This is a genomic window from Stenotrophomonas sp. STEN022 (assembly GCF_056760155.1).
Window position 1 is genome coordinate 71128 of sequence record NZ_JBRREG010000004.1, and the last position, 20627, is coordinate 91754.

At 63.0% G+C, this 20627-nt stretch carries 11 protein-coding genes; all 11 read left to right on the forward strand.

The genetic code is table 11. The features are described 5' to 3' along the window. Positions 1–4 precede the first annotated feature (4 nt). Positions 5–550: a DUF6931 family protein gene (locus tag ACVOMF_RS02145; RefSeq protein ID WP_481507795.1), complete on the forward strand. Its 546-nt coding sequence runs from the start codon at positions 5–7 to the stop codon at positions 548–550. Positions 551–605: 55 nt separating this feature from the next. Beyond that, positions 606–1940 (forward strand): type VI secretion system-associated FHA domain protein TagH, encoded by a 1335-nt coding sequence (gene tagH / locus ACVOMF_RS02150; RefSeq protein WP_481507796.1) that lies wholly within the window; start codon positions 606–608, stop codon positions 1938–1940. A gap of 158 nt (positions 1941–2098) precedes the next feature. Continuing rightward, the gene (tssK, locus tag ACVOMF_RS02155) at positions 2099–3436 is read left to right on the forward strand and encodes a type VI secretion system baseplate subunit TssK (RefSeq protein WP_481507797.1); all 1338 of its coding nucleotides are present in this window, start codon (positions 2099–2101) and stop codon (positions 3434–3436) included. Positions 3437–3440: 4 nt separating this feature from the next. After that, on the forward strand, positions 3441–4679 hold the full coding sequence (icmH, locus tag ACVOMF_RS02160) for a type IVB secretion system protein IcmH/DotU (protein ID WP_481507798.1): 1239 nt from the start codon (positions 3441–3443) through the stop codon (positions 4677–4679). Further along, positions 4676–8200 (forward strand): type VI secretion system membrane subunit TssM, encoded by a 3525-nt coding sequence (tssM, locus tag ACVOMF_RS02165; RefSeq protein ID WP_481507799.1) that lies wholly within the window; start codon positions 4676–4678, stop codon positions 8198–8200. The genes icmH and tssM overlap by 4 nt, the downstream gene beginning before the upstream one ends. An 8-nt stretch (positions 8201–8208) precedes the next feature. Then, a complete protein-coding gene (gene tagF / locus ACVOMF_RS02170; RefSeq protein WP_481507800.1) occupies positions 8209–8850 on the forward strand; it encodes a type VI secretion system-associated protein TagF in 642 nt (213 codons plus the stop codon). Beyond that, on the forward strand, positions 8847–9563 hold the full coding sequence (locus ACVOMF_RS02175; protein ID WP_481507801.1) for a PP2C family protein-serine/threonine phosphatase: 717 nt from the start codon (positions 8847–8849) through the stop codon (positions 9561–9563). Before tagF ends, ACVOMF_RS02175 begins: the two co-directional genes overlap by 4 nt. A 5-nt stretch (positions 9564–9568) precedes the next feature. Then, positions 9569–13111, forward strand: a complete 3543-nt coding sequence (locus ACVOMF_RS02180; protein ID WP_481507802.1) for a protein kinase domain-containing protein — start codon at positions 9569–9571, stop codon at positions 13109–13111. Beyond that, on the forward strand, positions 13108–13386 hold the full coding sequence (locus ACVOMF_RS02185; protein WP_481507803.1) for a hypothetical protein: 279 nt from the start codon (positions 13108–13110) through the stop codon (positions 13384–13386). The genes ACVOMF_RS02180 and ACVOMF_RS02185 overlap by 4 nt, the downstream gene beginning before the upstream one ends. A 131-nt stretch (positions 13387–13517) precedes the next feature. Next, positions 13518–15203 carry a ShlB/FhaC/HecB family hemolysin secretion/activation protein gene (locus ACVOMF_RS02190; protein ID WP_481507804.1) on the forward strand — a complete coding sequence of 562 codons (1686 nt, stop codon included), beginning with the start codon at positions 13518–13520 and terminating at the stop codon, positions 15201–15203. 11 nt (positions 15204–15214) lie between these two features. Then, positions 15215–20627: two-partner secretion domain-containing protein (locus tag ACVOMF_RS02195; RefSeq protein WP_481507805.1), on the forward strand; the 5413-nt coding region annotated here is incomplete at its 3' end.

Sequence of the window (20627 nt, forward strand, 5' to 3'; positions counted from 1 at the left end):
CCGCATGGATGCCAATCAAGCCATGGTCTTTGCAGACGCATGCGACCAGATGCAGATCGATCCGGCGGCGCGCGGGTTTCTCAAGAGTGGGATGACTGCGCCAGACGCGGTACGCGCGCTGTTCGAGGCTGGGCATGATCAGGCCGCACTGCAGTTGGCCGCGCGGGTAATGCCAAAGCGCTACCTGGTCGCTTGGCTGTGTCAATGCGCCCGCGGGCAGGCGTTGGAGCCAGAGGCTCGTGCCGGCGCGGCGTTGGCAGAGCGTTGGTTGCGTGAGCCTACAGAACAGCACCGTCGTGCAGCGTTCGAGTATGCCAACGCCGGTGGCTATGGGAGCGTGGGTGCGTGGTTTGCGGCAAGCGCGGGCTGGGCCGAGGGCAGCTTGGCACCGGCCGGTCAGCAGGTGGTGGCTCCCCCGGAGCATCTCACTGCGCGCGCCGTGGTGGCTGCGTTGAATCTGTTGGCGGCAATTGACACAGCGAATTTCCACGAGCGCCGTGCAGGCTATGTTCGACAGGCGCTGGCCGTGCTCGACGGCATGGCCGGATGACTCCGTACTCACAGCGCCTGTCTACATAACCTGCTTCATCTGGAGTACTACCTACGTGTCTTCCCAGCAGAACTTGATCCTCACCGTCAGCGGGCGTCACGCCTCCCAATTTGGCAGCTCCGCGCAGAAAACTTTCATCCAGCAGGGCGGGAGCATCGGCCGTGCCGAGGACTGTGACTGGGTGCTGCCGGCATCCGGCGTGTCGCGTGTGCACGCGATGGTGCGGTATCTCAATGGGATGTACTTCATTGAAGACCGCAGCACCAATGGCATGCTGCTCAACGGCGCCAACCTGACGCGCGGTGAACCGGCGATGCTGGGGGATACAGACCGGCTGCAGGTGGATAGTTTCGAAATCGAAGTTCGTCTGCAGACCATCGGCGCGCCTGGTCCTCTGCCGTCTGCCAGTGACGAGTACAACCCGGACCTGACCCAGGTGGCTTTCAGTCCTGCTACCAGGGCACCCGTCGCAACCGGCCCGGTGGAGGATCCGTTCGACCACTTGTGGCAGGGCATCGGGGCAAGCCAGGAGCCGCCAGCGATGGCGGCGTCGCCGGCAGCACCGGGTCCGTCATCCGGGGCCGGCCGTGATCATGTCGACCTGATGGCGGTGTTGGGGGCGCCGCTTGAACTTGACCCATTGCAACTGCTGCAGGCAAGTGCGCCAGTGTCACGGCCGGTGGGGGTGCAGAGTGATGCCTCCGCATGGCATCACAGTGCCTCCTCGCAGGACCACTTCCGCCCGCCAAGCGTGCTTGGCGCGGGCGCGCAGCTGCCCGAGGACTGGGACTTGTCCGGCGACGATCACCCGCCAGCCCTGGCGCAGCCATTGGCGGCATCGCCCGCGATCGGCGCGCCAAGCATGGGGCGTGATATGGAGCAGGACAGGATCCTGCGCATTGTCACCGAAGGAGTGATGGAGGTGCTGCGTGCGCGCGCCGAGGTCAAGAACAGTTTCCGGTTGCCGGTGACGGTCATCCAGCGTACGGAAAACAATCCGCTCAAGTTCGCAGCAACCGCGCAGGACGCGTTGCATAAGATCGGCGGTGGCGAAGGCGGTGCCTTCCTGACGGGTGCAGCGGCGTTTGAAGACGCCTTTGATGATATCCGCTGCCATCAGATGGCGATGCTGGCGGGTATGCGTGCGGGCTATGACGCGGTGTTGCGGAGCTTCGATCCTGATCGTCTGGAACAGGATGTTGACCGCGATGGGCGTCGCTTTGGCCTTGGTGGCAAGGGCCGCTACTGGGAGCGCTATCGAGCGCAGTATCAGGCGCTGTCGCAGGATCCAGATGATTGTTTCCGTCGTTTGTTTGGCGAGGATTTCGCCCGCGCTTACGAAACGCAACTGGCACGCTACAAAAGCTCACGCAGGTCTGAGACGAAATGACGGGCTGCCGCCCCACCTCAGTGGCCAGAATCGCCGCCACCCATCATCGTTCCCGCTTGCTGCGCGTAACGGTGAAAACGGGCCGGCTGGACTGTCCGGTTCACGATTTCTGACCGGTGTAGCAAGGGCCTGCACACCGCAACCTGCGAGCAGAGCCGATGGCACATAGCAACAAGGTCGTCTGGAGTGAAGGTTTGTTCCTTCGCCCCCAGCATCTACAGCAGCAGGAACGCTACATTGAGCGCTACGTCGAGTTGCGCACGACGCCGTTGCAGGCCCATGGCTGGGGCTTCAGCGAGTTGGAGCTGGAAACCGATCTGCTGGCGGTGGGCAAGCTGGGCGTGCGTCGCGCACGTGGCGTGTTTGCCGACGGAACGCCGTTCGCGATGCCTGGTGATGATCCTTTGCCGCCGCCGCTGGAGCTGGACCTCAATGCGCGTGACCAGACCATCTATCTGACGCTGCCGCTGCGGCAACCGGCGCAACCGGATATCGGCCGGCCGGAATCGCCGCAGGACCAGCTCTATCGCTATGGCGTAAGAGAGCTGGAAGCGCTGGACAGTTCCGGCAGTGTCGATGAGCGCGTGTTGATGGAAGTTGCCGGGCTCAGCACGCGGCTGGCATTGGCCTCGCAACCGTTGGAAGGACTGGCGCGGATACCGCTTGCGCAACTGGTGGAGGTGCGAGCCGACCGACGTGCACAGTTGGATGATGGATTCATCGCCAGCGTCACTGCCTGCGAAGCCGCCCCACGGCTTTCTACCTTTCTGGTCGAGCTGCTCGGCTTGCTGCACCAGCGCGGCGAAGCCCTGGCAGCGCGGGTGGCGGTCAGCGATCGCGGTGGCGCTGCCGAGATCGCCGACTTCCTGATGCTGCAGCTGGTCAACCGCTGGCAGCCGCGTCTGGCCTATTGGGCTGCCGTTCCCCGCCTGCACCCGGAAGCCCTGTATACCGAGCTGCTGGCACTGGCTGGGGAACTGGCGACGTTCACTGCGCCGGGCAAGCGTCCGCCAGCATTTGCTCCCTATCTGCACGATGCGCAACGTGAGAGCTTCGAACCGCTGATTGCAGCCTTGCGGGGCAGCCTCAGCGCGGTGCTTGAGCAGACCGCATTGGCGATACCGGTGCAGGCCCGCAAGTTTGGTGTCTGGGTGGCGGTGATTCCGGACCCGGGTTTGCTTGACGCTGCCCAGTTCGTGCTGGCCGCCAAGGCGGACCTGCCTGCCGATGACCTGCGCCGGCGGCTGCCGGCGATAGCCAAGATCGGTCCGGTTGAGCAGATTCGCGACCTGGTCAACCTGCAACTGCCGGGTATAGCTCTGGCCCCGATGGCAGTGGCGCCACGGCAGATCCCGTACCACGCCGGCCATGTCTATTTTGAATTCGACAAACAGACACCGATGTGGCGTGCGTTGCAAGGCGCAGGGGGGCTTGCGTTCCACCTGGGCAACGAGTTCCCGGGCATAACGCTGCAACTCTGGGCGATCAGGGGGTAGGGAGATGAACGCACGTGATTGGAAGGCCCCAGTGCAGGCGGTTGCAGCCGACAACGATACGACCCAGACCGGAATTGGCGACTTCGTCAATGGCAGTCTCAATCCGCTGACGCAGGCAGCCACTCCCTTGCTGCTGCTGGCCGAGCAGTTGCGCCGCAGTACCTATGCGCCGGACGTGATGCGTCTGCGTGAGCAGGCAGAGGCACAGATACGCAAGTTCGAGGCGCGGGTGCGCGAAGCCCGATGCAGCCCGGAGTCGGTGATGACCGCCCGCTATGTGCTGTGTGCAGCACTGGACGAGGCGGTGTTGAATGCGCCGTGGGGTGAACGCAGCGGTTGGGCGCAGCGCACCCTGCTGGTGACATTCCATGGTGAGTCCTATGGCGGTTCCAAGTTTTTCGCCATCCTTGACCACTTGCGCGAGGACGTGCCGCGGCACATCGAGCTGCTGGAACTGCTGTACCTGTGCCTGGCAATGGGCTTTGCAGGGCGCTACCAGATTGAACCGGACGGGGCGATGCGACTGTCATCCATCCAGGACGACCTGTATCGCAGTATCCGTAGCCAGCGTGGGACTGCACCGGAAGGGCTGTCGCCGCAATGGCAGGGCATCGAAGACCAGCGCTCGCGGCTATGGCGATGGTTGCCACTGTGGGTGGTGAGCATTGCCGCTGCCTGCCTGGTACTCGGCGTGTTCCTGTGGTTGCACACGCGGCTCAACGATCTGTCCGCGCCGATCAGTGCGCAGGTGGCCACGATCGGATTGCAGAACGGGCGGGTCCCTGATGATGCGCGACCGGCACCAAAGCTGCGCTTGGGTGAGTTGCTGGCGCCCGAGCAGCGCGCCGGGCAGCTGAGTGTTGAGGATCAGCCCGATGGTAGTGCGCGGGTGCGTATCAACGGCAGTGCGATGTTCGCCTCTGGAGGTGTCGAAGTGGATCCAGCGCAGCAGCCCTTGTTGGACAAGGTCGCGGCGGCTCTGGATCTGCTGCCGGGCCGCGTGGTCATCGTCGGCCACACCGACGATCAACCCGTGCGTTCGTTGACTTACAAGGACAACTTCGCGCTGTCGGCGGCCCGCGCAGAGGCGGTGGCACACGCACTGGGGCGTAGTTTGCGGGACCCCGCACGGATTGAGTTCTCCGGCGCAGGCGATTCGCAGCCGCTGGCACGACCGACGCAGTCGGCGGAAAACCGCGCGCGCAATCGCCGCGTGGAAATTCTCTATCAGCCGGGAGATTGATGATGGCTGTGGTGTTGGAAAAACTGCGTCGTGGTGGCTGGGTGGTCCTGCTTGGGGTGATCCTGCTGGCCGCGCTGGTCTGGTTTGGCGGTCCCTATCTTGGGCTGGCTGGGCGCCAGCCGCTGGCCGGGGCTTGGGCACGCCTGTTGTTCCTGGCGGTGCTCGCGGTGCTGGCGCTGGCGACGTGGGCGGTACGCAGCTGGCTGCGGCGGCGCCGTGCCAATCGCATGGCTACCGCGCTGGGTGATGGCGATGATGTGGCGCAGCGCAGCGCGGGCGAGCGGCGTCAGCTGGAAAGCCGGTTTCACGAGGCCATGCAGTTGCTGCGTCGGCGTCCGGGCAGCCGCAATCTGTATGCCTTGCCGTGGTATGCCGTGATCGGGCCACCGGGCTCGGGCAAGACCACGCTGTTGCAGCACTCGGGTCTGCGCTTTCCTTTGGAAGCTCGGTTTGGCAATGAATCGGTGCGCGGCGTTGGCGGCACCCGCCAGTGTGATTGGTGGTTCACCGATGAGGCAGTATTCCTGGATACCGCAGGGCGCTACACCACGCATGACTCGGACCGTGCGGTAGACGCGAGTGGATGGCAGGATTTCCTGCGTCTTTTGCGCCGGCACCGTCCACGTCAGCCGCTCAACGGTGTGGTTGTCACGATGAGCCTGTCGGATCTGCTCACGCTGGACCCGGGCGAGCGTCAATTGCATGCGCAGGCGATCCGGCGACGTCTGGATGAGTTGCATCAGCAGTTGCATCTGCAGGTGCCGGTGTATCTGGTGGTGACCAAGTGTGACCTGCTTGCCGGCTTCAGCGAATTTTTCGACGATCTGAGCCCGCAGCAGCGGGCACAGGTCTGGGGTACGTCGTTCCCTCTGCAGAAATCGATTGACGGCAGCGCAGCACTGGCGTTCTCCGAGGCGTTCGCGCGCTTGCTGGACCGGCTCAATACGCGCCTGTTGCAGCGTCTGCACGATGAGCGCGATGGTAGCCGGCGCGCGGCGATGCTGGCGTTCCCGCCGCAGTTCGCCACCATCGGGGATGTGGCCCGGCAGTTCATTGAAGCAGCCTTCAACGGTCAGGCCTTGGCGCCTGCGCCGATGTTGCGCGGCGTGTATCTGACTTCGGGCACCCAGGAGGGTACGCCTATAGATCGGATGCTTGGGGCCGTGGCGCGCACATTCGGCCTGGATGCACAGCGTGCTCCTGAGCCCAGCGCGCAACCCAGGACGTTCTTCATCGAACAGCTGCTGCGCTCGGTGGTACTACGCGAGTCTGGTCTGGCCGGTTTCAGCCCACAAAGGGAGCGTCGACGCACCGTGTTGCATGCGGCAGGGTGTGCTGCGGCGCTGCTGGTGGCCGCAGTGTGCAGCTTCGGGATGTTTGCCAGCTATAGCGGTAACCGTGACTATCTTGCGCAGGTGCAACGGGCAATGGACGACCGCCCGCAGCTAGCAGATCCTTCCGCCGCCAAGGATCTGCGCGGTTACTACGAGCGCACGCTGCAGCGCCTGCAGGCGGTGGACTCGGTAGCCAAAGTGGCGCGTGCTCCAGCCAAAAAGCCCTGGTCGCAGAGCTGGGGGCTGTATCAGCGTGATGCCATTGGCGAGGAGCTGCAGCAGGCACAGGCGCGTGAGATGAATGCCCTGCTGATACCTGGGCTGGCGGCACAGCTGCGGCGCGGCCTGCAGAAGTCCGCAGCCGAGCCGCAGGCGCTGTACTACTACCTCAAGGGCTACTTGATGCTGGGTGATCCAGCAAACCTGCAGGCTGCCGAGTTGCGCGCGCTTGCGGGCTTGGATGCACAGCGCTTGTTCGAGGATGATCCTGTGCTGGTGAAGGCGCTGGATGCACAGGTGGCGATGCTGCTCGAGCAGCCTGGTCGGCTGCGGGTCATCACGCCAGAGCCGCTGTTGGTCGAGCAGGCACGCAATACCTTGCGCTCGGCCAACCTTGCCACGCTGGTGTACAGCAACCTCAAGCTCTCCGCGCAGGCACAGCCGCGGCCGTCCTTGCGGCTTGATCGTGCCTTGGGCCTGCTGGCTGATGCCTTCCGTCGCCGCAGTGGCGTGGCACTATCCGCGCCCTGGCCGGCGTTGTATACGCAGCCGGTATTCGCAGAGCTGGCGACGACGGGAATTGCCGAATCGGTTGCGCAGTTCGTTGCCGATGACTGGGTCATTGGAAGTCAGCCGATGGATGAATTGGCGCGTGCGCGCCTGGCTGGCGAAGTGTTGCGCCTGTATGAGCAGGACTACATACGCGCCTGGAACGGCCTGCTCGGCGACCTGCAACTGGTCAGTGACAGCGGTAGCGACGGTGCCTCATCGACGCTGGCCAAGGTTGCCGGCCCCAGTTCGCCATTGCGCCTGTTGTTGGTGCTGGTGGGCGAGCACACCCAGAGCATGATGCGCGCACCGGCCCAGAGCGCGGCAGAGAAGACCTCGGATGCCGCAGCGGGGAAAGCCGCAGCGGCCGCAGGGAAGGCTGCTGCGCAGGTGGTCGCTGCCGTGCCCGGTGGCGCCGCCTTGAAAGCGGCACTTGCGAACAAAGGCAGCGGGGCTGCTCCGGTTGAACCGGGTGCGGCAATCAGCGAGCACTTTGCCGCGTTGGCCCAGCTATGCGTGGGGGCTGCCGGCGCGACGCCGTTGGACCAGGTGTTGGCCACCTTCCAACGGCTGGGCCAGGATCTGCTGGCTCCGGTTGGGACCAGCACTGGTACTCCTGCGGAAGCGCTGTTGTTGGCACGACAGCAGGCGGCGCAATTGCCGCCACCGGTATCGGGCTGGCTGCTAGGGCTGACCGGCGAGAGCTCAATACAGCTCAATCGTCAGGCACAGGCCCAGGTGGATGCCAAAGTGGCTCAGTCGATAGCACAGGTGTGCAGGCAGTTCGTCGATGGACGCTACCCGTTCGAGCCAAGCGCTGTCGCTGAAATTCCTGTGCAGAATTTTGGGGAATTGTTCGGCCATGGGGGGCGCTTCGACACGCTGTACCGCGAAACCCTGGCGGGATTGCTCGATACCAGTGGCGGCCGCTGGCAGTGGAAGGACGCAGCCAACGCGGCCGCGAGCGATCCTGCGCTACCAGCGCACATGCAGCTGGCCGATGCGATAAAACGCAAGTACTTCCGCGACGGAAATCTGCCCGAAGTGGGGTTTACCTTGCTGGCGCCGGAGCTCGGTGATGGGGTGTCTCGGTTGGACATCGACATTGATGGCCAGCATTACGACTACCGTGAAGGTGCACCGCCAAGCATGCCGATGAGATGGCCGGGACCCACCCCAGGACGGGTCTCGTTCACCGCTTTCGATGCCGCCGGCAAGCGCTTGGGCGGCGTTGTCTATCTGGGGGACTGGGCGTTCATCCGCGCATTGCAGGCATCGCAGCTGCGTGCCGAGTCGGATCTGCGATACGTCGCCACGTTGGACCTGGAAGGCCACCGTGCGCAGTTGCCCCTGCAGGCGGCGAATCTGCGTCATCCCTTTCTGGACGGCGACGTAAGCCGGTTCCGGTGCGGGAGTTGATGATGGGCATGAGCGGTACCAATGCAGGCAGTGGCTTCTACGGAAAGCTGCCGTGGCTGGGCGATTTCGTGCAGCGTCGGTTGCCGCAGGAATTGGTGCAGGCATGGGACGCACACGTCAGCCAGTTGCTACCGACCGTACCTGCGTGGGCGGCGGAAAGCGCCGTGCGCATCAGGCCGTGGGCTTTCCTCTGTGCGCCCGAAACCTGCGGGAGCAGCGCGTTCGCAGGCGTGGTTGCGCCCGGCGTGGACCGCGTGGGGCGGCGTTTTCCGCTGTTGATTGCCAAGGTGATCAGGGCTGATACGGATGCGGGTGGGCTGTTGCGGCCGAACCTGCCCTGGTTCGACGCAGCCTGGTGCCTGCATGTCGCGGTAGCCAGCGGAACGGTTGGCAGCATCGAGGAGTTCAATGAGCGGGTGCTGGCGCTTGACGGTGAGGACAGTGGCTGCGCGTCTGATGAAACGCTGCGCAGTAGCGATATCGGGCCTGTTCTGCGTGAGCGTCGGGAGCTGTGGGCGCGCTGCCTGGAGCAGGGCGGCAGCATCTGGTGGCGTGACGCAGCGGTGTCCTGTGCGCTGTCTGGACTGCCGCAGACGCATGACTGCGAGCAGGCAATGCTGGTCGACCGTTCGATGGAGGTGGATGCATGAATGCAGGAGCCCAACCCTACGCCTCAGCAGGGCATACCGATACCGGCAAAGTACGCCGTCTGAATGAGGATGCCATTCTCTGCCGTGACGAAATAGGACTATGGGTAGTCGCTGACGGTCTTGGCGGACACTCCGCCGGAGATTATGCGAGTGCGCTGATCGTGCAGCGGCTTGGGGCCATGCAGCGGCAGGGAGACGTTGCCGATTTTGTCGAGGCGATCGAGGACGAGCTTGAGAAAGTCAATGGCGAGCTGCTGCAGCGTGCCCATGCCCAGCAGGTGGATGTGATCGGATCAACGGTGGTGGTGCTGGTTTACGACAGGGACTTCATGCTGTGTGGATGGGTGGGCGACAGCCGTGCCTACGGCATGTCGGGTGGCGGCCTGCGTCAGCTGACGCGCGACCATGTACACGGTATGCGTGATGACGTCACCCAATTTTCCGGTACTGGTGCAAATGCGGGTGCGCTGACACGCGCGGTTGGGGCGCAGGATCCATTGTTGATCGATTGGGTCGTGGCCAGTCACGCCAGTGGAACTCCGTTCCTGTTGTGTACCGACGGTATCAACAAGGAGATCCCCGATGCGGAGTTGGATATGGAATGTCGTCGAGTGCGCGAGCCGCGCGCGTTGCTGACGCGATTGTTTGAATTGGCGCTTGGGCGAGCCGCCCGCGACAACGTATCAGCCGTTGTCGTGCGTATCCAGGAGTAAAGAACGTGCAAGAGGACAGTCCTTCCGTGGTCGAATTGGTTACCGCTTTCCGTTCCGGGGAGCTTGATCTTCCCGCCCTGTTGGCAGCTCTGGACAAGTGCCAGAGCCTGCCTGAGGAGGAATACCGTATCGGATTTGAGACCTTGTGGCGCATGCGTGAAGAGCGTGCGATTGATGAGGTGACCATCAGTACCTTGCTCGAGCGCATGCAGTCCATGCGCACGCAGTTGGGAACAGCCCCGGCCGGTGACGATGTAACGGTGATCAAGCCAGCGCCACGCGCGGGCGACCAAACAGACGATGTCACTCGGGTACTGCCTGCCAATGATGTGGCTGCCGCGCCGCCGGATATCAACAGTACCGGGAGTCACTCACACAGTGCGGCAACCGCCGGCTGGGAGCACGTGGTTGCCGCAAGTGACCGCTACGTGTCAGTGGGGAGCACGTTGAAGGGACGATTCCTGCTGGAACGCGAGCTCGGTCGCGGCGGCATGGGTGTGGTTTATCTGGCGCAGGATGCCCGCAAGATCGAGGCGCGCGATCGCGATCCATGGGTTGCGGTGAAGGTCCTGAGCGACGAGTTTCGTCGCCATCCGGACTCGCTGGTTGCGCTGCAGCGTGAGGCGCGCCGTTCACAGCAGCTTGCACATGACAATATCGTGCGCGTACACGACTTCGATAAGGACGAGGGCATCGTCTTCATGACGATGGAGTATGTCGCCGGCAGTGACCTGCGTACCTACATCCGTGAGCAGGCCTCCAATGGCATGTCTTTGGCGCGAGCGCGGCCGTTGATAGAAGGGATGGCGCGCGCTTTGGGGCGCGCACATGCAGCGGGGATCGTTCACTCTGACTTCAAGCCCGGCAATGTGATGGTTACCTTGGACGGTACGCCGAAGGTGTTCGATTTCGGGATCGCCCGTGCTGGTCAGCACAAGGCGGATGCCAGCGGTGAGCAGACCGTGTTCGATGTGGCTACGTTGGGCGCACTGACCCCCGCGTATGCAAGCCTTGAGATGCTGCGTGGGCAGGCGCCGACACCGGCTGACGACATCTATGCGTTGGGCTGCGTGTGCGTGGAACTGCTCACCGGACGACATCCATTTGACAAGAGCAGTGCCGAAGTTGCGTTGAAAGAGGGCCGGCGCCTGCCGCCGATCCCTGGCTTGAGCCGTCGTCAGTACCAGACGTTGTCTGCCGCGGTGGCCTTTGAACAGAGCAAGCGTCTGCCGGACGTGCAGTCGCTGCTTGAAGGTCTGCGCGATGTGGGTTGGCGCGAACGTGTGCTTCCTGTCGTTGGCTATGGCACAGCGGCGACTGTGGTGCTGGTTGCGGCGGGTGTTGGTCTATGGCGGCATGAAGCGTCCAGTCGCTTGAACAAGGTGGTCGAGGGCTTCAGTGCTACGGCGCCGGACCGCTATCGCGATGAAGCACAGGCCGTGGCTGGGCTGGAATCGCTGGATGACGAACAGCGTGCGCAGTTCCTTGTTGGAAGCGGCGACCTGGTACGTCAATTTCTTGTGCGGCGGCTTGATGAGTTGTGGAAGCCGGAGGCCGGTCGCTTTGACTTTCCCGGCATCGCCAAGGTCTTTGCCTTGCGTGATCGCTTGCGACTCTACGCGCCTGCGATGGACGCGCGTCGCGCCGTAATTGAAAGTGAGCGTGACAGTCAGCTCAATGCATTGGATACCCGGCTCGGTGAGCAACTGCTCGGGTCGGGCAATCTGTTCGCGAACGGCGCCGGCAGCCTGCAGGAGACCTTGGGGCGGATAGGAATGATTGATCCCGGCAGCCCGCTTTTGCACACCCCTGATCTCGAAGTTGGGTACGCACAGGCAATTTCCACCGCACTTGCCGAGGGCCAGCAGGAGTTGGCGCGTAGCCAGTTGGCGCTGGCCACGAAGCAGTTCCCACAATCGCTGCGTCTGCAGTTGCAGCAGGCGAAGTTGCGTAGCCTCGCGCGCCCGGCAGCCGATGCTGCGGCGGCTGGCAGCGTTGCCCAGGCAACGGCCAGCTTTGAACAGTTGCTGCAGGCCCCCTCGGCGGCGGCGGATTGGCAGGCAAAGATGGCGGCAGTCATGGCCAGGCTGCGCGACGATCCCGCGCAGTTGCAGAATGCGCAACTGCGTCTGGGTGAGACCGTTGCGGCGACGCTGGCGTCCCACGATCAACCCGCCCAGCTACCCGATGACCTGATCCTGCTGGACTTCGCTCTGGAGTACGCGGCGAAAACACCCTCCCTGCAACAGCAGCACGCGCATCTTCAGCAGCGGCAGTTGGCAGCGATGGCCAATCTGGAGGCGGAGCGTGCGCAGGCCGAAGTGGTGGCACGCGGCGAATCATTGCGGCGCGCGGTTGCAGCTGGTGATATCGACAAGGCCGAGAGTCTGTTTGCACGCTTGCGTACGCTGCGGCCAGATGCTGCCTTCGTGCGCGAGCAGGCGCCAGCCTTGCTGGCGCAGGCCTACCAGTCACAGGCGGATGCGCAGTTCGCCAAGGGCGACTATCCGGCGGCAGTGAAGACCGTGGCGCGCGGCATTGCAACCTTGGTGAGCAACACCAGCTTGCCCAAGCTGCAGGCGCGCTATCAGTTGGTTGCTGCGGTCATGGCGGTCAATGACGCCACCCCGGCCGGTGAGCGGGAGCAACTGCGGCAACGGCTTGACAGCCAGTTCCGCGCTGACGGTACGGCGATGGCGCGGCTGGAGCGAGAGATGCAGGCACGCGGTCAGTTGCCGCAAGGTTCGCTGCGCGGTCGTCTGCAGCTCGGTGGGGCGGAACCCTCGCCGGATCAGGTGGCAACGAAGGCAGGTTCCACCCCACGGCCGGCTTTGGCATCGGCGTCGACCAAACGCGGTGCGTCTGCTGCTGCCCTGGCAAGTGCCGCAAGCGAGGATGAGCCACTACCGCCGGTTCCCGATGGCCCGGACCCCTGTGACGGGCTGGCTGGCCGCGCGCGCCCTTGCTACGACCCGGTGGGCGAAGGCCGTGGGCCAATGATGATGGTTGTACCGGGTATGGCCGGTGGCAAGCCGTTTGCGTTGGCACGCGGCGAGATCGCTGTAGATGACCTCAACATCTATTGTCGGGCTACCGGCCAATGCGCGGTACGGACGGTTGCCAGCGCTGAGCTGGGACGCCTGCCGGCGCAGAACGTCACCCTTGGCCAGGCCAAGGGCTATGCGCGCTGGCTGACGCGCGCCAGCGGCGGCTGGCGATATCGCTTGCCCACCGATGCCGAGTGGCTGCATGCGGCACAAGCCAGCCAGCGATGGCGGCAGGCCCCTGACTCCAACTGCATTCCGCCTACCGCCACCGCTGAGCAGGCCGGAGCGCCTGCCGGGGTGCGCGGTCGCGAGGCGAACCCCTGGGGCTTGGTGAACCTGGCAGGCAACGTGTGGGAATGGGTGAGCGGCGGCGATGGTGCAGCGCTGCGGGGAGGGAGCTATGCCAGCTTCTGGTCTGACTGCACGGTGGAGGCGCGTCGTGCCGCGCCGACTGCGGCTCAAGCCGATGTTGGCTTTCGGGTACTGAGGGAGCTGAAGTGAACGATTGGGAGAATCAAGCGAACGCAAGCCTACGGTCGCTGGCCGATGCGCGCCAGCGTGGTCAGCTTGATCGCGCAGAGTACCGGGAACGTCGTCGTCGCATTCTGCAGGCCGGGCGCAACCGCCAGGCGCAGACCCAGCCCAATGCGCTGCAGCCCACCAAGGCGGCAGTTGCAGCAACGGATGCACGGAAGAACAGCAGCGTATGGAAGCTGGCGACGCTTGCTCTTGCGCTGCTGGCGGGTGGTTTGCTGATCTGGTTGTTGAGGGAATAGAACCGATGAAGATCCTTCTCTGTTGGCAGCGACAGCTACCTACCTTCGAGCTTGTGAGTGGATCTGCACGCGCTGGCGCCAACTGCTGTGCCGTGCAGCGCACATTTTTTTTTGTTGATGGACCCATGTTGATGAAAATGACCACGTTGGCACTGTCTCTCATGGCGGCGCCGCCGGCAGCGCAGGCCTACGAGCCGGACGCAAAAGCTGCATCTGCAACCGTGTCCACGGATGCACATCAGACTATGCTGCCTGCTGTATCCGAGCGCGACACGAACGCGAAGATGGAGGTCCGTGGCTTCCGGGTGAAAGGTGTAGCGGAGCATCCGCAGCAGCGGATCACAGCTGCCAGCGTTCAAGCCATCGCCGATGCGCACTTCGCACAGTTGGCCGCAGGCGAATCATCGGTGGCGCTGGATTTTGCACAGTTGCAGGCTGCCGCGGACGTCATCACCACGGCTTATAGGCAAGCCGGCTTTCTGGTGAGCGTTGCCTTCCTGCCAGTGCAGACGGTTGCGGCGGACCGCATCATCGAGATACAGGTGATGGAGGGGCGCATCGGCAAAGTCATCGTGCAGGGTAATCAGCGTTATCAAGAGCGCACCTTGAGTGACAGCGCCGAACGTATGCGCGGGCTGCCGTTGCGCCGTAGCGACATCGATAGCGCGCTGCTGTACGCGCGCGACCTGCCAGGAGTGTCGGTGTCCTCGGTGCTGCAGCCTGGCGAGAACGAGGGAGAGACGGATCTGGTACTGGTCGCCAGCGAAGCCGCTAGAGGCTGGGCGGTGAATTTGAGTGTCGACAATTTCGGTACTGAGACGAGTGGGCGCGGCCGCGTGCAGGCGGGCTTGGTGTGGAACAACCCGCTTGGACGTGGTGATGTTTTTGCCATCAGTGGCAACTGGCAGTTCAGTCCGACGTCCAGCCGCAATGGTGCCTTTTCCTACAGCATGCCGATCCGTGGCGTCTCTGGGCTGTCCGTTCTGGCCGGTGCCAACCAGAGCGAGCTGGAAGTGAACACTGGACCAATGGCGGTGCTTGCCATCAAGGGTCCTGCATCACAGCGCTATCTTGGTTCAGACTGGAAATTCCTCAACACCGTGCCGTTGCAGATGACAGCATCGGCGCGCCTGGTGCGCGAGTCCTCGCGCTTCGAGGCTATCGGCATGGCGTTGTCCAATCACCGCTACGACGTGGCAGAGCTGGGTATCGGCTTGCGCCAGAACGATACGCGTTGGCGCGGTGTGAACCTGGCACAGTTGAGCGTGCGCCGATCGCTGCGTGACAACTCGGCAGCACTCGACGTGGTCAACCCCTATCGCGACAGCCAGTTCACCGTGGCGCGGCTGGGCTTGATGCGCATGCAATACCTCACTCGCGACCAACGCCTGGTGGCGAAGTTCAATGGTCAGTACACGCGTAATGGCTTGCCGGCGATGGAGCAGTTCCAGTTGGGCGGCTATGACAGCATCCGCGGCTACTCGCAGGGTGAAACATTGGGTGATCGCGGCTATCTGTTGGGCCTGGAGTACCAGGTGGATGCGCCGGGGTTTGCTGACAGGATGTCTCCGTTTCAAGGTTTGGTCTGGCGCGAACTGCTGACGTTTGACGTGTTTGCCGACCACGGCCGGGTAGCTGATGCCACCGGCCACCTGGCGCCGACCCGTTTGTCCAGCGCCGGTGCTGGAGTGACTTTCCGGCTGCCGCGCTTCCATGGCATGGAAGTGCGCTTGGCTGGTGCATTGCCTACCAGTTCTGCCGATGCGAGCGACGGACGCGATGCCCGTGCGTATGCACGGTTGAGCATGAATTTTTGAGGATCTGAACCATGAACCGCATCTACCGTCTTGTGTTCAACCACGCCCTGGGTCAAATCCAGGTGACATCCGAAATCGGCGCTTCGCCACGCGCGACGACCGGCGTCAGCCGCCGTCTGCCCGCACATCTGCGCCTGCTGCCGTTGGCGCTGGCGTTTGCTTGCGCTGGCGGGGCACAAGCCGTGGAGCTTCCGCAGGCTGGGAGCGCCACTGGCGCAACGATCGACTACGGCGCAGCCGGCTCGAACACGCTGACGATCAGCCAGGCCCAAGCCAAAGCACTGATCACCTGGGGTAGCTTCAATATCGGCCAGGGCGGCACGGTCAAAATCACTACTCCAGATATAAACGGCGTTACCTTGAACGTGGTGCACGGTGGGTCGCTCAGCAGCATTGATGGTGTGCTGACATCGAACGGTCATGTGTTTCTTATCAATCCTGCCGGCATTGCATTTGGTAGCAACGCGCAGGTGAATGTTGGTGGCCTGGTGGCCAGCTCGTTGAAGTGGAATGAGGTCGAACAGGGCGAGAAATATCAGTTCGACCAGACCGGCGCAGCAGCAAGCGTCAGCACTGCTGCAGGGGCGCAGATCACCAGCAGGGGCCCGGTAGTGTTGATGGGAGCGTCTGTCTCCAATAATGGTTCTATCGCTGGCAGCACGGTGAATCTGCTGTCGGCTGGCGGTGTCACTCTCCAGTACGACCCGCTGGAAGGCCTTACTGCCCTGTTGGGCGCAGCAACCAGTAGTTTGCCAGTCGGCACCTCTGCCGCCGTGAGCAACACCGGCTTCATCACGGCCGGCGGGGTCGTACTGCAGGCAAGATTGGATCCAGCGCTGGCAGCGGCGGCTATCAATCTCGGTGGCGTGGTAGAGGCGACGCAGCTGCTTTCTGCAGATGCTGTAGGCGGAGGGCTGCATATCTCAGGTGATGTCGACGCCGAAAGCATCCAGCTTTCCGGTGACAAAGGTGTCAGCCAAAGTGCCGGCAAACTGCTCGCCAGCAAGGGACTTGAGCTGGCTGTTACCGGCGACGCCACACTGGGCAGTGCGACCAACGAAGTAGCCAGAATCGGCGGGGTAGTCAGCGGAAATCTTGCTTTGAGCAATTCCGTCGATCTCTCCCAGACCGGGGCGCTGGAGGTGGCGGGTACCACCACGCTGAACAATGCATCCAAGGCTGTCGCGTTGACCAATGCCGGCAACCGCTTCGGCGGGAATGTATCGCTCGACGCCGGCAATGTAGCCATCTCAGCCGCTGGCAGCTTGGCCTTGGGCAATGTCCTGGTTAAGTCACTGAATGCGAACGCTGGATCCATATATTTGCCTGCCGCGATCAGTAGTACTGGGGGGCAGAATTACAACGGCGCCGTAGTGCTGGGCCAGAACACCAGTCTGTCTAGCGCACTGGGTGCAATCATATTCGGCGGAGTGATTGATGGCGCCCATGCCTTGTCGATCACAGCGCCCGGGTGGGTCAGTTTTGGTGGTGCGGTAGGAGGCTCAACAGCGCTGACGTCGCTGGATGTCTCCGATGCAGTGAGAATATCGTTGCCGTCGAACGTCACCACCACTGGCATGCAGCGCTACGGCGGTCCGGTTGACTTGTCGGGGACGACGTTTCTGAACAGCCAATCGGCAGGTGCCATTGACTTCAACTCCACCATCAATGGCGCATATGGTTTGACCGTCAGTACCGCGGGAGCCACCACCTTCACCGGCGTCATAGGTGGGACTGAAGCCCTTGCTTCGTTGACCACCGATGCAGCAGGTACTACACAGTTGGGCGGCAATGTGCGAACAACGGGAAGCCAGACCTATGGCGATACCGTTTCGCTGAGTGGGCCTGTCACGCTGAGCAGTGCGGCGGCAGGCAATATCGCGTTCGGCAGCGGTGTCAGCGGCACTTCCGGCTTGACCGTCAACACCGCCGGCCAGACCGCGTTTGCTGGCGCTGTAAACCTGGGTTCGCTGATCACCGATGCTGGTGGCACTACCCAGCTGGGCGGCAATGTGACCACCAGCGGCGCGCAGGCGTACGGCGACGGACTGGAACTGACTGGTGATGTCGCGTTGGCCAGTACGCTTGGTGAGTCCATCAGTATCAATGCAGGTGCCAATGGCGGGCATTCACTGGCAGTAAACACGGCAGGAACCACTACGCTGGCTGGCGGTTTTGGCAGCACTACTGCATTGGCATCGCTTGCTACCGGCACCGGTGGCACGACGCGCTTGGCGGGTGTGTTCAATACTCTGGGTGACCAGGCTTATGGCGACAATGTCGTACTATTCGGTGGCACCACGCTATCCAGTTCTACCGGTTCCATCGGCTTCAGCGGCGCAGTGGATGGCGCACATTCGCTGACGACAAGTGCAGCGGGGATAACGCGGTTTTCGGGTGCTGTTGGGGCAACCAATGCACTGGCATCACTGGCAGTCTCTGCTGGGTCGTTCAGCGCGCAGGGCATCAGGACCAGCGGCAACCTCAGCCTCAACGTACTCAACGGTATCGTGCAGGCTGGAGCTTACAACGTTGGCGGCGATGCCAGCTTCACTTCGGGCGGCGATCTAACGCTGACAAATGCTGGGAACCTATTCGGCGGCAATGTATCGCTCCACGGCAGCACTGTCTCCATCAAAGCAAGCACCGCGCTGGACATCAGTCGGGCCCAGGCTACCAAGCTGAATGCAGATGCCGTGGGCGCGCTGGCACTGGATGACGCGACCATCGCAGGCGGTGGCGCCATTCTCAGCGGCAAGGCAATGTCGCTGGGTTCCATCACGGTTACCGATGGCGGGGGTCTCGGGGTTTCTGGCTCGTCCATCAGCCAATTCGGGGCGCTGGACGTTTCGGGCGCAAGTACATTCAAGGCTGACGGCGGCAACATCACATTGGGTGCCCCCAATGCGTTTGGCGGTCCGGTCGATCTGGAGGGCCTCGATGTCCTGATCAATGCAGGAGGCCTGCTCAAACTGGGCAGTGTCAGTGCGCGCAAACTGGATGCCGGTGCAGCGCAGCTTCGATTTGGCAGCAACATAACCACGACAGGCTACCAACGCTACGTCGGCGCAGTTGGATTGACGCGCGACACCTCGCTGGTCGCGGGTGGAGAACTGAGCATCGCAGGTAGCATTGATGGGGGATTTGGACTTGCGCTGAACTCAGGTAGCGCGGTCAGAATTGCCGGAGGTGTAGGGCAATCGACAGCGCTCTCCAGCCTGACTGTCTCCGGCCCAGCGGCCATCGATAGCGCAGTAACCACGGTTGGCGCGCAGGTGTTCAATGGCGCGCTGCAGTTGAACGGCGACAGTAAGCTGACCAGCGTGCAGGGCGACATAACCCTGGCAGGTGTGGATGGTGCGCACGCGTTGGCACTGAATGCAGGCAGTGGCACGGTGCGTTTCGGATCGATCGGGGCAAGCGATGCACTGACCAGCCTGCAGGTCGACAGTGCCGCGGTCGGCTTGCTGGGGACATCGGTAAGGACCAGCGGCGCGCAGCAGTACGACGCTTCAGTGGTGTTGACCAAGGACGTGGCCCTTGCCAGCACCGGCGGAGGCGACATCAGGTTTAACCGCAGCATCGACGGTGGCTATGCACTGCAGGTCAATACGGCCGGTGTCACCCGCTTCGGTGGCACGGTAGGAGGGGCTGGCGCGCTGGCATCGCTGACGACAGATGCAGCCGGCACTACCGAGCTGGGCGGTGCGGTCACTGCCAGTGGCGACATTGCATTCAATGATGCGGTCAACCTGAGAGCACTCACCAGCGTGCGCAGCCAGAGCGGCACAACGACATTCGGCAGCGCCGTTGTCGGGCCTTGGGCACTGGCCGCAACCGGTGGTGCCGGCACCGCATTCGGCGGCGCGGTCGATGTGCGGAGTCTGCTGGTACAAGGTGGCGGCACCACCATGCTGGGAGGCGACGTAAGCGTCGATACCAGCGCCGTGTTCAATCGTCCTGTTTTGTTGACCAATGATGTGACCGTGGATGCCGGAACTGTCTCCTTTGCGGGGGCGATCAACGGCGCGCATGCACTGGACATCACCGCTACCGGTGCGGTGACCATTGGTGACCATGTTGGCGCGACTGCCGCATTGGACTCGTTGACGGTGCGCGGCGCATCCTTGAACGCCAAAGGCATCACCACAACCGGCAATCTTTCAGTGGATGTTGCCGCTGATATCACCCAGGCCGCTGCCTATGGCGTTGGGGGATCGGCGAGCTTCGCATCACAGGGCAACATCAACCTGAGCAACAGCGGCAACCGTTTTGATGGCGTGGTAGCTCTGGACGGTGCGGCGATTCAGATAGCCAGTGCATCCGCACTTGATCTGGACGTTGTGCAGGCGGGCAGTCTTTCTGCAACCGCCAATGGCAGGCTGAGCCTTGGCAATGCCGCGATAGGCGGAAATACCACACTGTCGGGTAACGGGATCGTCTTCGACGATGTCACGGTCCTGGGAAACTTGGGGGCAGTCAGCAGTGGTTCCGTCCAGCAGAGCGGAGCGTTGAATGTCGCCGGCACCAGCCAGCTCAATGCCGCTGGCGACATCACCTTGAGCAATGGACAGAACGCGTTTGGTGGTGGGCTCGCGTTGTCAGGCACGACGATTGCTATCGAGTCCGCCAGCGATCTGCTGGTGACGCAGCTGCACAACGGTGCCAATTCCGCGGTCAGTCTGGTATCGGGAAGAGGTCTATCGCTGACCGGCAACGATGTGGATACGGGCACTGCCAGCCTGGCGCTGGCAGCCAATGGCGGCCAGTTGATCACTCAGGTCGCCTTGGCGGGCGCAGACCTGGATCTGCTGGGCAGTCACGGTATCGCTCTGTCCGGCAACGTTTTCGCTGCTGGAGCTGCAACGTTTACCAGTACCAATAGCGATATCGTGCAGAATTCGGGCCGCACCCAGGTGGGCGGGCTTGCTCGTATTTCGGCGGGCACAGGGCGGATTGGCTTCGGCAATAGCAACAATTTGTTCACCGGACCGGTGTATCTATCGGGAGGGGTGGCGACCATCCGCTCTACGGGTCTTCTGGTGCTTGACGGCCCCGCCGTGGGGAGCCTGGACGCGACCGGCAGCGCTGGTCTTGACGTTGCAGACATGTCGGTCGCTGGGAATGCCACGCTTGATGCAGGCAGCGGTGTGCTGACGGTCAACAACGTGGATGTCGGCGGCAACGTGACTGCCAGTGGTGCGTCGATCATCCAGACCGGCAGCATGGCGGTGGATGGTGCAGCTACCTTGACCAGTGCCGGCAGCATCCTTGTAACCGATGCCACGCTGGGCAGCCTGGACGCTACTGCCGGTGATGATCTGTCCGTCAGCAACAGTATGGTCGTTGGTGCTGCGGTACTGCGCGCCGCCGACGCACTGACCATGGACACGCTCAACGTCGGTGCAGACCTGAGCGCCAATG

Excerpts from the sequence above, each read along its gene's own strand:
- ACVOMF_RS02145 (WP_481507795.1), top strand. The coding sequence starts at position 5 with ATGGATGCCAATCAAGCCATGGTCTTTGCAGACGCATGCGACCAGATG.
- tssK (WP_481507797.1), top strand. The coding sequence starts at position 2,099 with ATGGCACATAGCAACAAGGTCGTCTGGAGTGAAGGTTTGTTCCTTCGC.
- icmH (WP_481507798.1), top strand. The coding sequence starts at position 3,441 with ATGAACGCACGTGATTGGAAGGCCCCAGTGCAGGCGGTTGCAGCCGAC.
- tagF (WP_481507800.1), top strand. The coding sequence starts at position 8,209 with ATGAGCGGTACCAATGCAGGCAGTGGCTTCTACGGAAAGCTGCCGTGG.
- ACVOMF_RS02175 (WP_481507801.1), top strand. The coding sequence starts at position 8,847 with ATGAATGCAGGAGCCCAACCCTACGCCTCAGCAGGGCATACCGATACC.
- ACVOMF_RS02190 (WP_481507804.1), top strand. The coding sequence starts at position 13,518 with ATGAAAATGACCACGTTGGCACTGTCTCTCATGGCGGCGCCGCCGGCA.